15 protein-coding genes and 1 pseudogene are annotated in these 14,897 nt (G+C 71.3%); 4 read left to right on the forward strand and 12 right to left on the reverse strand.

Going from position 1 to position 14,897, the window contains the following annotated elements; genetic code table 11:
* Positions 1–62: 62 nt before the first annotated feature.
* Positions 63–815, reverse strand: a complete 753-nt coding sequence (locus tag M6G08_RS05495; RefSeq protein WP_272586061.1) for an MBL fold metallo-hydrolase — start codon at positions 813–815, stop codon at positions 63–65.
* Between the two features lie 204 nt (positions 816–1,019).
* On the opposite strand from M6G08_RS05495, the gene M6G08_RS05500 reads away from it, so the two are divergent.
* On the forward strand, positions 1,020–1,484 hold the full coding sequence (locus M6G08_RS05500; RefSeq protein WP_272586062.1) for a type II toxin-antitoxin system PemK/MazF family toxin: 465 nt from the start codon (positions 1,020–1,022) through the stop codon (positions 1,482–1,484).
* 229 nt (positions 1,485–1,713) lie between these two features.
* On the opposite strand, the gene M6G08_RS05505 is transcribed toward M6G08_RS05500, so the two are convergent.
* The 7 genes from M6G08_RS05505 to clpS form a co-directional block, all read right to left on the reverse strand.
* Positions 1,714–2,664, reverse strand: a complete 951-nt coding sequence (locus M6G08_RS05505; RefSeq protein ID WP_272586063.1) for a PLP-dependent cysteine synthase family protein — start codon at positions 2,662–2,664, stop codon at positions 1,714–1,716.
* A gap of 5 nt (positions 2,665–2,669) precedes the next feature.
* Complete coding sequence (locus tag M6G08_RS05510) at positions 2,670–2,957, reverse strand: MoaD/ThiS family protein (RefSeq protein ID WP_272586064.1); 288 nt, start codon at positions 2,955–2,957, stop codon at positions 2,670–2,672.
* Between the two features lie 113 nt (positions 2,958–3,070).
* Positions 3,071–3,166: a putative leader peptide gene (locus tag M6G08_RS35845; protein ID WP_310873142.1), complete on the reverse strand. Its 96-nt coding sequence runs from the start codon at positions 3,164–3,166 to the stop codon at positions 3,071–3,073.
* 90 nt (positions 3,167–3,256) lie between these two features.
* Positions 3,257–3,679 (reverse strand): M67 family metallopeptidase, encoded by a 423-nt coding sequence (locus M6G08_RS05515; RefSeq protein ID WP_272586065.1) that lies wholly within the window; start codon positions 3,677–3,679, stop codon positions 3,257–3,259.
* A 144-nt stretch (positions 3,680–3,823) separates the two neighbouring features.
* Positions 3,824–5,251 carry an amino acid permease gene (locus M6G08_RS05520; RefSeq protein WP_272586066.1) on the reverse strand — a complete coding sequence of 476 codons (1,428 nt, stop codon included), beginning with the start codon at positions 5,249–5,251 and terminating at the stop codon, positions 3,824–3,826.
* A gap of 341 nt (positions 5,252–5,592) precedes the next feature.
* Positions 5,593–6,201 carry a DUF2017 domain-containing protein gene (locus M6G08_RS05525; RefSeq protein WP_272586067.1) on the reverse strand — a complete coding sequence of 203 codons (609 nt, stop codon included), beginning with the start codon at positions 6,199–6,201 and terminating at the stop codon, positions 5,593–5,595.
* 51 nt (positions 6,202–6,252) lie between these two features.
* Positions 6,253–6,570, reverse strand: a complete 318-nt coding sequence (clpS, locus tag M6G08_RS05530) for an ATP-dependent Clp protease adapter ClpS (protein ID WP_073723603.1) — start codon at positions 6,568–6,570, stop codon at positions 6,253–6,255.
* A 98-nt stretch (positions 6,571–6,668) separates the two neighbouring features.
* On the opposite strand from clpS, the gene M6G08_RS05535 reads away from it, so the two are divergent.
* Together M6G08_RS05535 and M6G08_RS05540 are read left to right on the forward strand one after the other, a co-directional pair.
* The gene (locus M6G08_RS05535; protein WP_272586068.1) at positions 6,669–8,015 is read left to right on the forward strand and encodes a nicotinate phosphoribosyltransferase; all 1,347 of its coding nucleotides are present in this window, start codon (positions 6,669–6,671) and stop codon (positions 8,013–8,015) included.
* Between the two features lie 104 nt (positions 8,016–8,119).
* On the forward strand, positions 8,120–8,707 hold the full coding sequence (locus M6G08_RS05540) for a nicotinamidase (protein ID WP_272586069.1): 588 nt from the start codon (positions 8,120–8,122) through the stop codon (positions 8,705–8,707).
* Positions 8,708–8,771: 64 nt separating this feature from the next.
* On the opposite strand, the gene M6G08_RS05545 is transcribed toward M6G08_RS05540, so the two are convergent.
* Both M6G08_RS05545 and M6G08_RS05550 read right to left on the reverse strand, forming a co-directional pair.
* Positions 8,772–9,113 (reverse strand): hypothetical protein, encoded by a 342-nt coding sequence (locus M6G08_RS05545; protein ID WP_272586070.1) that lies wholly within the window; start codon positions 9,111–9,113, stop codon positions 8,772–8,774.
* A 146-nt stretch (positions 9,114–9,259) separates the two neighbouring features.
* The gene (locus tag M6G08_RS05550) at positions 9,260–11,611 is read right to left on the reverse strand and encodes an immune inhibitor A domain-containing protein (protein WP_272586071.1); all 2,352 of its coding nucleotides are present in this window, start codon (positions 11,609–11,611) and stop codon (positions 9,260–9,262) included.
* 409 nt (positions 11,612–12,020) lie between these two features.
* Between M6G08_RS05550 and M6G08_RS05555 the strand changes: the two genes are divergently transcribed.
* Positions 12,021–12,311: a hypothetical protein gene (locus M6G08_RS05555; RefSeq protein WP_272586072.1), complete on the forward strand. Its 291-nt coding sequence runs from the start codon at positions 12,021–12,023 to the stop codon at positions 12,309–12,311.
* Positions 12,312–12,344: 33 nt separating this feature from the next.
* On the opposite strand, the gene M6G08_RS05560 is transcribed toward M6G08_RS05555, so the two are convergent.
* Together M6G08_RS05560 and M6G08_RS05565 are read right to left on the reverse strand one after the other, a co-directional pair.
* Positions 12,345–13,052, reverse strand: coding sequence for an RDD family protein (locus tag M6G08_RS05560; protein WP_272586073.1), 708 nt, complete (start codon positions 13,050–13,052; stop codon positions 12,345–12,347).
* A 250-nt stretch (positions 13,053–13,302) separates the two neighbouring features.
* Positions 13,303–14,890 (reverse strand): annotated as a pseudogene (locus tag M6G08_RS05565) (RDD family protein).
* Positions 14,891–14,897 lie beyond the last annotated feature (7 nt).

Below are 14,897 nucleotides of genomic sequence, written 5' to 3' on the forward strand. Positions count from 1 at the left end.
CACGGCATGACGAAGGCCCCCGGACCGGAAGAAGCGGTTCGGGGGCCTTCGCCGTGCCGGGCTCAGATCTCGTACGTCGCCCCGGCCGCCGCCGCCTCCACCGGCCCGGCGTAGGCCTCGCGGGCGTCGGCGAGGTTGACGCGGGGGTCGGTCCACGGCGGGATGTGGGTGAGGACCAGGCGCCGGGCGGCGGCGCGGGTGGCCGTCTCGCCCGCCTCGCGGCCGTTGAGGTGCAGGTCGGGGATGCTCTCCTTGCCGTGCGTGAAGGCGGCCTCGCACAGGAAGAGGTCGGTGTCGCGGGCGAGTTCGTCCAGTGCGGCGGTGACGCCCGTGTCCCCGGAGTAGGTCAGTGACCGGCCGCCGTGTTCGACGCGGATGCCGTAGGCCTCCACGGGGTGGGCGACGCGGTCGGTGTGCACGGTGAACGGGCCGATCTCGAAGGTGCCCGGCTTGACCGTGTGGAAGTCGAAGACCTCGCTCATGGAGGAGGCCGAGGGGGTGTCGGCGTAGGCCGTGGTGAGCCGGTGCTCGGTGCCCTCGGGGCCGTAGACCGGGAGGGGGCCGCAGCGGCCGCCGTCGTGCCGGTAGTAGCGCGCGACGAAGTAGCCGCACATGTCGATGCAGTGGTCGGCGTGCAGGTGGCTGAGGAAGATCGCGTCGAGGTCGTAGAGACCGCAGTGGCGCTGCAGCTCGCCCAGGGCACCGTTGCCCATGTCGAGGAGCAGCCGGAAGCCGTCGGCCTCGACGAGGTAGCTCGAGCAGGCCGATTCCGCGGACGGGAACGACCCCGAGCAGCCGACGACGGTGAGCTTCATGAAGCAGAAACCTCCGCTGGCGCGTGTGGAGAGACGGGGGTCGTGCGGTTTGTCGAGCGTAAGGCGCAAAACCTTTGGTCGCTCCTCCGCCAGGGGCCGTTGTGGGCGAACTCACCTGTGCTGTCACCGGTTCGGCTGGACCAGGGGCGCGCGGGGCCGGGGAGGGGGCGCGCGAGCGTGGTGTGCGCCGGTACGGTCGTTGGTATGGACACGTCCTGGTGGCTCGCCTTCGCGGCGGTGGTACTGCTCGCCTTCGTCGCCGTGATCGTCGACGGGTGGGGGCGGGGGCGGCGGCCGCCGCGTCCGGGGGGCAGCCGGCGTCCGCCGGGGCGGCCCACGGGGCCGAGGGGGCGGGCGGCCCGGCCGCGGCCCGCGGAGATCTGGTGGGCGAACGTGCCGTACGAGGACACGGAGGGCGCGAAGGACCGGCCGTGCCTGGTGATCTCGGTGCGCGGGCGGCGCGCGCTGGTCGCGAAGATCACCAGCCGGTACCGGGAGGAGCGCGCCGGGGTGATCACGCTGCCGCCGGGGTCGGTGGGCGACGCGCGGGGGCGGACCAGCTTCCTGGAGACGGACGAGCTGCGCCGGGTGCCGGTGCGGGACTTCCGGCGCCGGGTGGGCGAGGTGGACCCGGCCCTGTGGGACCAGGTGCGTCACCTCGCCCGGTGAGCGGCGATCAGGAGGTGTCGTTCGGATCAGGCCGACTCCGAGTCACAGCGCCTTGTGGCCGACCCGAGCGGGGCCTGGTGCGTGCGGCTACGAGGCGGAGGAGGGCGTCGACGCGATGGGGGTCCCCCCGCGCGAGCGCAGTCGAGCGCGGCGGAGCCGGCAACCGACGACGACGCCGCGGACGTGCGTGCCGGGCCCCGAGACCCCGGCCTGATCCGAACGACGCCCCCTAGGCCCAGAGCTGGCCCTGGAGGGTGTCGATGGCCTCTTCGGTGGTGGTCGCGGTGTAGACGCCGGTGGACAGGTACTTCCAGCCGCCGTCGGCGACGACGAACACGATGTCGGCGCTCTCGCCCGCCTTCACCGCCTTCTTCCCGACGCCGATCGCGGCGTGCAGGGCGGCTCCGGTGGAGACGCCCGCGAAGATGCCCTCCTGCTGGAGGAGCTCCCGGGTGCGGGTCACCGCGTCGGCCGAGCCGACGGAGAAGCGGGTGGTGAGGACGGAGGCGTCGTACAGCTCGGGCACGAAGCCCTCGTCGAGGTTGCGCAGGCCGTAGACCAGGTCGTCGTAGCGCGGTTCGGCGGCGACGATCTTCACGTCGGGCTTGTGCTCGCGCAGGTACCGGCCGACGCCCATGAGGGTGCCGGTGGTGCCGAGGCCGGCGACGAAGTGGGTGATGGACGGGAGGTCGGCGAGGATCTCGGGGCCGGTGCCGGCGTAGTGCGCGCCGGCGTTGTCCGGGTTGCCGTACTGGTAGAGCATCACCCAGTCGGGGTGCTCGGCGGAGAGTTCCTTGGCGACCCGTACGGCGGTGTTGGAGCCGCCCGCGGCCGGGGAGGAGATGATCTCCGCGCCCCACATGGCGAGCAGGTCGCGGCGCTCCTGGGAGGTGTTCTCGGGCATGACGCAGACGATGCGGTAGCCCTTGAGCTTGGCGGCCATGGCGAGCGAGATGCCGGTGTTGCCGCTGGTGGGCTCGAGGATGGTGCGGCCCGGGGTGAGCCGGCCGTCCTTCTCGGCCTGCTCGATCATGTGGAGCGCGGGGCGGTCCTTGATCGAGCCGGTGGGGTTGCGGTCCTCCAGCTTGGCCCAGACGCGGACGTCGTCGGACGGCGAGAGCCGCGGCAGGCGCACCAGAGGGGTGTTGCCCACCGCGGCCAGCGGGGAGTCGTAACGCATCCCGATCAGGCCATACCGCCGGCGACGGCCGGCAGGATCGTGATGCTGTCGCCGTCGGACAGCTTGGTGTCGATGCCGTCGAGGAAGCGGACGTCCTCGTCGTTCAGGTAGACGTTGACGAAGCGGCGCAGCTGCTCCCCGTTCGCCTTGTCGATGAGTCGCTCCCGGATGCCCGTGTGCCGGGTCTCGAGGTCGGCGAAGAGCTGGGCGAGGGTGTCCCCGGTGCCCTCCACCGCCTTCTGGCCGTCGGTGTACTGGCGGAGGATGGTCGGGATGCGGACCTCGATGGCCATGGCTGAGGGCTCCTGTCGGAAGGTGTCGTGGGTTCGGTGAGGCGCGCGGCGGCACGCGGCAGCCCGCACCGCGGCGTACGGCCGTCCGGCGGCCGTACGGCGGCAGCGGGAGATCAACAGATGGCGCTGTTCAGCCTGCACAGGTCGACGTGCAGCCGCGCCACGAGCAGCGTGCCCGGCGCCTTTTCGCTCACGTCGAGAAGAACCATGGGCTCATCGTATCGATTCCCGGACCGGCTTCCGGAGTGTGATCTCATCTGCTGGACGCCTTCCATCCGCGATGCGATACGAGTGGAGATTCAGTACGCGTCCACGACCTTGACCTCCTCCTCCGTCACCTCTCCGTCCAGGATGCGGAACGAGCGGAACTGGAATTCTCCGGCGCCGTCGGTGTCGGCGGTGGAGACCAGGACGTAGTGGGCGCCGGGTTCGTTGGCGTAGGTGATGTCGGTGCGGGAGGGGTAGGCCTCGGTGGCGGTGTGGGAGTGGTAGATGACCACCGGCTCCTCGTCGCGGTCGTCCATCTCGCGGTAGAGCTTGAGCAGGTCCTGCGAGTCGAACTCGTAGAAGGTGGGCGAGCGGGCCGCGTTGAGCATCGGGACGAACCGCTCGGGGCGGCCCTCGCCCACAGGACCGGCCACCACGCCGCACGCCTCGTCGGGGTGGTCCGCGCGCGCGTGGGCGACGATCTGGTCGTACAGGGCCTGGGTGATGGTCAGCATGCGGCCAGGATAAGCAGAAGGGCCACCCCGTACCGGTGGGTGGTACGGGGTGGCCCACATGCTGGACGTCCTGAGCGGCGGCCGGTGAGGACGCCACGAGCGTCCCCGGTGACCGGACGTCCCGGATGCGCGAGAACGCGCAGGTCAGACGATCTTCTCGAGGTCGGGCTCGCCACGCCGCTCGGTGACCTCCGGGTTGCGGCTCTTGAGCACGGCCCAGCCGATGCCGAGGGCGGCGGCCCAGCCGGCCATCACGTACAGGCAGACGCGGGCGTCGGCGTCGTAGGCGATCAGGCAGGTGACGAAGAGGAGGAAGACGATGGCGATCCAGGAGCACACCGAGCCGCCCGGCGCCGGGAAGGAGGAGGCGGGCAGGCGGCCCGCGACGACCTTGCTCCGGTACCTGACGTGGCTGATCAGGATCATCAGCCAGGTCCAGATGCCGGCGGCGGTGGCCACGGAGGTGACGTAGCCGAACGCCTTCTCGGGGACGGTGTAGTTGAGGACCACGCCGATGCCCATGAAGACCACCGAGACGCCGATGCCGATGGCCGGGGTCTTGGTGGACGACAGCCGCCTGAAGACGCCGGGGGCCTCGCCGTTGTCCGCGAGGGTGCGCAGCATGCGGCCCGTGGAGTACATGCCGGAGTTGCAGGAGGACAGGGCGGCGGTGAGCACGACGAAGTTGACGATGCCGGCGCCGGCCGGGATGCCGATGACCGCGAAGGCCTCCACGAACGGGCTGACGCCCTCGGCGAACTCGGTCCACTTGACCACCGCCAGGATGACGGTGAGGGCGCCGACGTAGAAGAGGGCGATGCGCCAGGGCAGGGTGTTGATCGCCCTGGGCAGGGTCTTCTCCGGGTTCTCCGACTCGCCGGCGGTGACGCCGACCAGCTCGACGGCGAGGTAGGCGAACATGACGCCCTGGAGGGTCATCAGGGACGAGCCGATGCCCTTGGGGAAGAAGCCGTCGAACTCCCACAGGTTGGAGACGGCGGCGGTGTCGCCGGCCTGGCTGAAGCCCAGGGTGAGGACGCCGATGCCGATCACGATCATGCCGATGATGGCGGTGACCTTGACCATCGAGAACCAGAACTCGATCTCGCCGAACAGCTTGACCGAGATCAGGTTGGCGACGAAGAGCAGGACGAGGAAGACGAGGGCGGAGACCCATTGCGGGATCTCCGGGAACCAGTAGTGGATGTAGATGGCGGCGGCGGTGAGCTCCGCCATGCCGGTGACCACCCACATCAGCCAGTACGTCCAGCCGGTGAAGTATCCGAAGAAGGGGCCGAGGAACTCCCGCGAGTACTCGGCGAAGGAGCCGGAGACGGGGCGGTAGAGGAGCAGCTCGCCGAGTGCCCGCATGATGAAGAAGATGATCACGCCCGCGAGGGCGTACATGAGGATGATGCTGGGCCCGGCCTTGGCGATGTTGGCCCCGGCACCCAGGAAGAGACCGACGCCGATGGCGCCGCCGATCGCGATCATCTGGACCTGACGGCTGTTGAGTCCGCGCTCGTAGCCCTCTTCGGGTGCTTTCTCCGTGTCGACCTGCGCAGAGGTCATGTGTGGTGCGCCTTTCTCCATGCCGACCCGGGCCTTCCGTCGGCCGCGGATCGGGTCTCGATCCCCCCGGATGATGGAGCTGAGCGGGCCTCACGTCCCGCTCACTGCCTGGCCGGCGGTCCGCCGGCTCGGTGGCGCACCCGGCCGAACATTCGGGTGGTGTTCGCCGGGCGGTCGTGAAGATTTACCACGGCCGCGATGTCGATCACAGGGGCGCGGTGTGACGCGTCACACAGGCATAACAGGACAAAGGGCGCTCGAGGCGGGCGAAGAGGGATGACTCCTTGACGAGATCATTACCCGGATTTGAGCGTCCGCTGAGCGGACACCAGGCCCGACAATCAGGGCATGAGGGTCGATACCAACGACTCCTGGAGCCCACCGAGCCACAGGTACGCCATCACCATCGGCTTGCGCGGGTCCTCGTCGGGGAGCCGGTAGAGCAGGTCCGTGTCGTCCTCGTCGGCGATCTCCAGCCGGGAGCCGATCGCCAGGCGCAGGTCGTTCAGGGCGCGCAGCCACTGCTGGGACTCCTCGGGCGACAGCTTCAGCACCGCGCCGTCCTCGCCCGCCGACGCCGAGGAGAGGGCGTCCAGGGTGCGGACCACCGCGAGGGCGTTGTCGCGCTTGCCGGCCCGCAGGTCGTTCTCGGTGTAGCGGCGGAACTCTGCGGAGGAGGCCCGCTGCTCCTCGGCCTCCGCGGCCTGCGGGGCGGCGGCGGGGTCGCCGTAGGCGTCCGGGAACAGGCGTCGCAGCACGGGGTCGGAGGGCGGCTCGCTCGGGCCCTCGGCGAAGAGCTCGGCGAGCGGGTCGCCGGAGGCGTCCTCGGCGGGACCGGGGCCGATCAGCTCCAGGAGCTGCACGGCCAGGGACCGGATGATGGAGATCTCGACGTCGTCGAGGGCGACGGCCGCGCCGCCGCCGGGGAGCGGTTCGAACTGTCCTGGCATGGAGGTGATTCAGCTACTTCCGTCCTGCGGGCGGGCGTGGATCATTTCCGGTCACTTCCGGTCCTGCTGGAGGGTGGCCCACAGACCGTAGCCGTGCATGGCCTGGACGTCCCGCTCCATCTCCTCGCGCGAGCCGCTGGACACCACCGCCCGGCCCTTGTGGTGGACGTCCATCATGAGCTTGGTCGCCTTGTCCTTCGAGTAGCCGAAGTAGGACTGGAAGACGTACGTCACGTAGCTCATGAGGTTGACGGGGTCGTTGTGCACGATCGTCACCCAGGGCACGTCGGGCTCGGGTACGGCGAAGACCTCCTCCGCCGACTCGGTCTTCTCGATCTCCATGGGTGCGGCTGCCGTCACATGGCCCATGCTGCCACCACAGGGGGGCACCCGCACAAACGGGCCTGTGGCGGGCGCCACGGAACCATAAATCGTCAGACTGACGAAATGGGGGTACGATCCCGGTCATGAACACAGCGGACCTTGGGCTGCCGGTGGACGTCCCCTCGACGGCGCTCTTCACGGACCAGTACGAGCTGACGATGCTGCGGGCCGCCCTGAAGGCGGGCACGGCCGGGCGGCGCAGCGTGTTCGAGGTCTTCACGCGGCGACTGCCCAACGGGCGGCGCTACGGCGTCGTGGCGGGCACCGGGCGGGTGCTGGACGCGGTGGAGAACTTCCGCTTCGACGCGGGCGTCCTGCGCTTCCTGCGCGAGCGGGACATCGTCGACGAGGAGACCCTGGACTGGCTCGCCCAGTACCGCTTCAGCGGCGACATCTGGGGCTACCCCGAGGGCGAGGTGTACTTCCCGGGCTCCCCGATCATGCGGGTGGAGGGGACCTTCGGCGAGTGCGTGCTGCTGGAGACGGTGATCCTCTCCATCCTCAACCACGACTCGGCGATCGCCGCGGCCGCCTCCCGGATGGCCTCGGCCGCCGGGGACCGCCCACTGATCGAGATGGGCGCCCGCCGCACCCACGAGCTGGCCGCGGTCGCCGCCGCCCGCTCCGCCTACGTCGGCGGCTTCGCGACCACCTCCGACCTGGCCGCCGGCTTCCGCTACAACATCCCCACCGTCGGCACCTCCGCCCACGCCTTCACCCTGCTCCACGACAACGAGCGCGACGCCTTCCGGGCCCAGGTGGAGGCGATGGGCAGGGGCACGACGCTGCTCGTGGACACCTACGACGTCGCCGAGGCCGTCCGCACGGCCGTGGAGATCGCCGGGCCCGAGCTGGGCGCCGTGCGCATCGACTCCGGCGACCTGCTGCTGGTCGCCCACCGGGTGCGCCAGCAGCTGGACGAGCTGGGCGCCCGGGACACGAAGATCGTCGTGACCTCGGACCTGGACGAGTACGCCATCGCCTCGCTGGCGGCGGCGCCCGTGGACGCGTACGGCGTCGGCACCCAGCTGGTGACCGGCTCCGGGCACCCGACGGCCTCCATGGTCTACAAGCTGGTCGCCCGCGCCGAGTCCGGCGAGGAGGGGGCGCCGCTGGTGCCGGTGGCGAAGAGGTCCAGCGGCGGCAAGACCTCGGTCGGCGGCCGCAAGTGGGCCGCCCGGCGGCTGGACTCCCACGGGTACGCCGAGGCCGAGGTGGTCGGCACCGGGCCGGTGCCCGACGACCTCGCCGGCCGGCAGCTCCTGGTCGAGCTGGTCAAGGGCGGCGACGTGGTCGCCCGCGAGCCGCTGGACGCCGCCCGGGACCGGCACGCGGCCGCCCGCGCGGGCCTCCCGCTGTCCGCGACGCAGCTCTCCCGAGGGGAACCCGTCATTCCGACGGAGTACGCGCACGAGGGCTCGGGTAGCTAAAGCTGGTGCGGTCCGACCGGCGCCGCACCACCCACCGATCCGTCCCCACCGCGCGACCTCCGCCCCTCCTACCCCACAGCCCATCCAGCCGAAGGACACCGACCATGCGCCGCGCCCTGATCGTCGTAGACGTGCAGAACGACTTCTGCGAGGGAGGCAGCCTTGCGGTGACCGGCGGTGCCGACGTGGCCGCCGCCATCACCGAGCTGATCGGGCAGGCGCCCGCCGGCTACCGCCACGTCGTGGCCACCCGCGACCACCACGTCGCGCCGGGCGGCCACTTCGCCGACAACCCGGACTACGTCCACTCCTGGCCCGCGCACTGCGTGGCCGGCACGGAGGGCGTCGGCTTCCACCCGAACTTCGCCCCCGCCGTCGCCTCCGGCGCGATAGACGCCGTCTTCGACAAGGGCGCGTACTCGGCGGCCTACAGCGGCTTCGAGGGCACCGACGAGAACGGCACGACGCTCGCCGACTGGCTGCGGGCCCGTGAGGTGGACGAGGTCGACGTGGTGGGCATCGCCACCGACCACTGCGTGCGGGCCACCGCCCTGGACGCGGCCCGCGAGGGCTTCCGTACGCAGGTGCTGCTCGACCTGACCGCCGGGGTGGCCCCCGAGACCACCGAGCGGGCGATGGAGCAGCTGCGGGAGGCGGGCGTGGAGCTGACCGGGAAGCCGGTCGTCCAGTAGCGCCCGCCGCCCCCGGGCCGGGCCGCGGCTGCGGCTGCGGCTGCGGCTGCGGCTGCGGCTGCGGCTACGGCTGCGGCGCCGGGCGTCTGAGGAGCGCCCGGATCGGGTGCCACAGCTCCTGGACGCGCTCGGGCCCGCCCGGGACGCCGGCCACCGGGGCGGTGCGCCATATGAGGCCGTCGGGGTGGTGCAGGACCGCGGTGATCTCGTCCGGGGTCGGCGGGGCGGCGTTGCCCCGCAGGTAGACCGCCCGCAGCCCCAGGTTGCGCAGCCTGGTCAGGGCACGCGCCCGGTTCTGGGCGTGGACGAGAAAGCGCACGCTGCCCTCCGGCGTGGCGGGGCTGGGCAGGTTGAGTGCCACCACCACCGTGCCGTTCGGCAGCTTGCTGAAGCCTCCCTGGGCCATGCGGTCATACCCCCGTGTCAGCCGGTGCCGGTCCGCTTCTCGGACCAGGTGTCAATAAGAGAACCACAGGACGCACCTAAACACGGATCGGCGGCGACCCGCCAGGGGGTCACCGCCGATCATGCTCTGACCTGGGCAGATGCTATTTACCTGCCCGCAGGACCGACCTCGAGCTCGATCGTCGAGCCGTTCCTGGCCTCCTTGAGGATCTTGATCTTCGTGTTGGTGTCAGTGATCTTGACGCCGCCGGTCGGGTTCGACTCGTCGTAGTAGTCGTTCTTGCGGTCGTTGAAGACCGAGACGCCCTTCGAGCCCGGGAAGTACTTCGCGACGTCCGCCTTGTGCAGGGTCATGCCCTGCGTGCGGTAGCGGCTGAACGGCGAGTCGTACGACTGGACGCGGTTGCGCAGCAGGGTGCCGTCCTTCCACTTCATCGCGGTCGGGTGCGAGTCGACCGGCAGGACCAGGCCGGTGCCCGGGTGCTGGCTGGTGTTGTTGTCCGCCTGGGAGGTGTCCCACTTCCAGATCAGCAGGCCGTTCTGGTAGGCGTAGTGCTCCACCCAGTTCGGGCGGTCCGTGAAGCCGAAGTTGTACGGGCCGGTCTTCAGCGTCTTGTCGTACGACACGTACTGCCGGTTCTCGGCGATGTAGTACTGCGCGTAGTCCTCGGTGAAGGACGCGCCCTTGCGGGTGAAGCCGTCGGCGCTCCAGGCGGCGTCCGCGGTCTCGGCGTTGTCGGTGAAGAGCGCCTCGCCGTCCGCGGTCACCGTGATCGAGTCGGCCGTGAAGCCCTTCTGGGCCACGCCGCCGTCGGTCTGGTAGCGGAAGCGGATGTCGATCTTCTTGCCGGCGTAGGCGTCGAGGGAGAACGCGAACTTCGAGTAGGCGTCCAGCGTGCCGTGCAGGGCCGGCTTGTCGGCGGCGTCGCGCGGGATCGGCTGGCCGTCCACCGTGCCGTCGATGGCGGTCCAGTTGGCGCCGCCGTCGGTGGAGACCTCGGTGTAGAGGTAGTCGTAGTTGGCCTCGATGTCGTACCAGCCGTCGTAGGTCAGCTCGGCCTTCGACTTGCCGGTCAGGTCGACCGGACGGCTCAGCGTGTTGCTGAGGTTGTCACCGCTGCCGCTCCACCACTGGGTCTCGCCCTCGGCGGGCGGGACGATCTCGGTGGTGACCGCCTTCTCGGGCAGTTCGACGACCAGGGCCTGCTTGTGCTTGGTGTTGTACTCGGCGACGCCCAGCTTGTGCCAGGAGTTGACGCCCGCCTTGGCGGTGTCGTAGTTGAGCCAGCCGAGCTGGAGCTTGTCCCAGGCGGTCATGTCGCCGGGCAGGTCACCGATCTCGTTGCGGCCGGTGCCGAGCCAGGAGCCGGACGACATCAGCGTCCAGAAGCCGGTGGAGTTCTCGCCGCCGGCGGTGTCGTAGTGGTCCGGCAGGCCGAGGTCGTGGCCGTACTCGTGGGCGTAGACGCCGAGTCCGCCGTTCTCCGGCTGGACCGTGTAGTCGCCGACCCAGATGCCGGTGGAGCCGATCTGCGCGCCGCCGAGCCTGTTCTGCTCGGGTCCGGTGGCGCCGGCGTCGGTGCCGAAGGCGTACCAGCGGTGGGCCCAGATCGCGTCGGTGCCCTGGGCGCCGCCACCGGCGGACTCGTCCTCACCGGCGTGCACGATCTGGAAGTGGTCGATGTAGCCGTCGGGCTCGTTGAAGTCGCCGTCGCCGTCGAAGTCGTAGCGGTCCCACTCGTCGAAGCGGGCGACGTCGGCCTTGATCTGGGCGTCGGTGCGGCCGGCCGCCTTCTGCTGCTCGACCCAGGCGTTCAGCCCGTCGCTGACGACGTTCCACACGCTCGGGCAGTTGGTGTCGCCGCAGGCGTTGTTGCCGTAGCGGGCCTCGTTGTAGGGGACCTTGACCCAGTCGGAGACCTCGCCCTCGACCGAGTAGCGGCCGGAGGACTGCTTCTCGTAGTACGTCTTGACCGAGTCGACGCCCTTGCCGGAGCCGAAGTACAGGTCCTGGAAGTGCTGCTGGTCGTAGTCCTCCTTCCAGGCCGTGGAGTTGTCGGTCCGCCGGTTGGGCTTGGCTATCTGGTTGTGCAGCGGGCCGGCCTCGCCGCCGTAGCGGCTGTCGATCTCGTCGCCGAACTCGACCAGGATGGTGAAGATCTTGTCGGTCTTCTCCCGGCCCAGCTCGACGTACTTGGCGTCGCCCTTCTTGCTCTTGAGCTGGACGACGTTGGAGCCGTCCTTCTTCTTCACCGAGGCCTTGCCGGAGATGACCTGCTTGAGGGCCTCCTCGCGCTGGGCCGCCTGAGTGTCGCTCATGGGGCCCTTGAGGTCATGCGAGTGCATGTCCTTCGCGGGGTGCGGGTCGTGGCGGTCCACGGCCTCCGGCTTGGCGGGCGCGTCCGCCTGGGCGACGCCCGCCGCGGAGAGCGTCGCGGTGGCGGCGGCGAGTGCGACGGCGGTCGCCGCCGTTCTGAACGTCCAGGATCTTCTGGTCACTTGACTTCCTCCCCCGCGTCCACGCGCGCGGATGGGGGGACAAGGACAGAGCACAGTCCGCGCACACGTGATCAACGCGTGTATTCAAGTGACGACATTTGACTAGAGGTTCACCGGAAAAGACAGACCTTGACTTGAGCAGAACAATTGCACTATGCGGAGCCGCCGTTCGCTTTGCGGACGCGGTGCGGGACGGGCGGGACGTCCGGCGGGCGCGCGGCGCCGTCCGCTTCCGGCGCACCATGAATCCGTGCGCCCCCCGTGCATCGGCCCCGCCGGTCAGGGCGGGCTTACCACTGTTTCCTCCCGGGCACACAGCGGGTTAGAGTCGCTTGGCGGAACGCCCGGAAGTCGGCGGAAAGCCAGGCCGACAGCCGGTCTCACCCCCAGATTGTCTTCCGAGGACACGATGGTCATGCCCCGTCCGACTGCCGCACAGTTCGCCTACGGTACGTGCACCGTGATCTTCTCGACGCTCGCCATGCTGCTGCTGTCGCAGACGAGTTCGGGTCCCGGAGTCGCCGTCATCGCCGTCGCCGCCCTCGGCCTCGGGCTGCTGGTCGCCATGACGGCCCCCCGGCCCAGGACGACGCGCACGATGACCGTCGTGCCGGCCACGAAGCGTGCCGCGGACCGGGAGCCCGTGCGGGCCCGCGTCTCCGCGGGTGCGGGTGAAGCGGCCCGCGACCGCGCCGCCTGACGCCGCCGTCTCCGGGGTGGCAGGCCCCAGCCGTCAACGGGTGCTGACCACCACCGTCTTGGCCGCCTTGTCGTGCAGACCCTGCTTGTAGGGCCGGTCGAAGAAGCTCCAGCCGCCCGCGATGACCGTCCAGACGCAGGCGCAGCAGAAGGCGAACGGGATCCACAGCACCAGCGCCCGGATCAGGGACGTCTGCACCGAGGGTGTGGCGCCGTTGTCCAGATCGGCCACGCGCATGCCGAGCCACTTCTTGCCCAGGGTCTGACCGGTCTTCGCGGTCATGTAGGTGTCGTAGGCGATGTAGAGCACGGCGGCGATCAGTGACTGCCCGAACGACTTGCCGACCGAGATGTCCTCGCCGTCCACCTGGTACTCCTGGACGTTGAACGCCCAGCTGAGCAGCCACACCACGATGCCGACGAGAATCATGTCGATGATCCTCGCGAGGACCCGTCTGCCGCTGTCGGCGAGCGGGGGCATACCGGCGAGCGGGTCGGCGGGGTTCGGGCCGCCGCCGTAGGGGTCACCGCCGCCGGGGGGTGGGGCGCCGTAGGGACCGCCGCCGCCCGGGGGCGGGGGTGCGCTGCCGCCGTACGGCGGGGGCTGGCCGGTACTGCCGTGCGGGGGCGGACTGTCGTACGGCGAGCCCGTGCCACCCGCTCCGTCGGACGGAGGGCGCTTCCTGAACGGGTCGTCTTCCGGTGGCTGCCCGCCGGGGCCGGGGGGCGGTTCGCTGCTCATGTCCCGAGTCGAACCCGGAGTCTCTTTCCTCGCATCCGGCGAGCGGCCGTCCGGAGTAGCGAGGGCACGTGGTCCGACGCCGTCGGGGCGGGGACCGACTGTGCGTCGGCGGGTGCGGGTGCGTCGTGGTTGCTCGCGCGGTTCCCCGCGCCCCTTCGGGACGCGTCCACCGCGCGTACCTTCAGGGGCGCGGGGAACTGCGCGACCAGCCCGCACTCACCCGCACCCGACCACGAAGCCCCCCGCCAGGTCAGCCCGCGACAAACGTGTTCGCGGCCTTGTCGTGCCAGCACTGGTGCCAAGGCCGGTCGAACAGGCACCACACGACGCCGACCAGGCCGACGGCCAGGAGGCCGGGCACGCTGTAGACCAGCCAGCGGCGCAGGGCCGCCCCGAGGGACGGGGGCTCGTGGGCCTCGATGTCCCGTACCTCCAGGCCGAGCAGCTTCTTGCCCAGGGTCCGGCCCCACTTGGCGGTGGGCAGTGCCTCGTACAGGCCGCCGAAGAGCAGCAGGACGGCCAGCACGACGCCCAGGTACGTGGACGTCGTGCCGTCGAGCAGCCAGACCGTGACCGTCTCGCCGGAGAGCTTGGCCTCGTCGATCTTTCCGTTGACGTGGTCGAGCGCCTTGATGCCGAGCGGTACGGCGGCCACGGCGGTGACGGCGCCCAGCACGACGGTGTCGATCAGCCGGGCGGCCAGTCGCTTGCCGAGACCGGCGGGGCGGGCGGCCGCCTGGCGCCGGGCGGCGGCCTGGAAGACGTCCTCCACCGGCGGCTTCCATGGCGCGACGGGCTGCTCGCCCTCGTTTCCCCCGCCCGCGAGCCGGTGCACCTGCTGCGCCCAGGAGGTCTGACCGCCGCCGGGACCGGCCGCGACCGGGGCGGAGGCGGCGGGCTGCGGCGGCGAGGCGGCCGGCTGCTGGGGAGCGGGGGCGGCCTGCTGGGGGGCGGGGGCGGCGGCCTGGTGCGGGACGGCCGGGCCGGCCGTCCGCTGGGGGCCGGAGGGGGCCGTCGGCGCGGCGGCCCGTGGGCTCGGTGGCCTTGCCGGCGGCGAAGCCCGGGCCGCCCGTGGTGCCGGCGCGCGGGGAGACCGCGCGGAAGGTCATCGTGCCCTGGTCGTCGGCGGCGCCGTCCGAGGGCTGGGCACCCCGGGCCCCGGGCCCGGCCGTCGGGCGCCGGAAGACGAAGGTGTTGCCCGACTCGGCCTCCGCCTCACCGCGGTCGGACGCGGACCCCGCCGGGGCGTCGGCCCGCGCGGCACCGGCGAGCTCGCCGGAGGCCTGTCCGTCCCGAGCCGCGCCGCCCGCGTCGGAAGCCGTACCCGGGCCCGCGCCCGCGGCGGAACCCATACCCGAGCCCGCGCCCGCGGCGGAACCGGCACCGGAGCCCGTCCCCGGGCGGCCGGCACCGGCGTCCGGCCCCGCTCCCCCGGCCGGCCCAGCGGCCGACGCCGCGTCCTGGGCGTGCGCGAGCCTCGGGTCGGTGGCCTGGGCCGGGCCCGGCCAGGCGACGGACGAGCCCTGTGCGCCCGCCGCACCGGAGCGGTCGGCGACCCAGGACGCGGCCGGCTCGGGTCGGCTGCCGTGCTGGGCCGCGGCGGCGGGCGGCGTCTCCTCGACCGGGTCCTCGTCGAAGAAGTGGGGGCCGGTCTCCTCCACGGAGGGCCGTGCGCCGGGCGGTGGCGCGAGCGGCTCGCCGTCCTTGGGGGCGGGCCGGCTGGTGCCCGGCACCCAGGAGGCGCCGTTCCAGTACCGGACATATCCAGGAATGGACGGGTCCGGGTAATACCCTTCGCGGGGCCTGTCGTCGCCGGGGGCCGGGGTTGGGGCGCTCATGTCCGTC

Source organism: Streptomyces sp. M92, assembly GCF_028473745.1.
GTDB lineage: Bacteria > Actinomycetota > Actinomycetes > Streptomycetales > Streptomycetaceae > Streptomyces.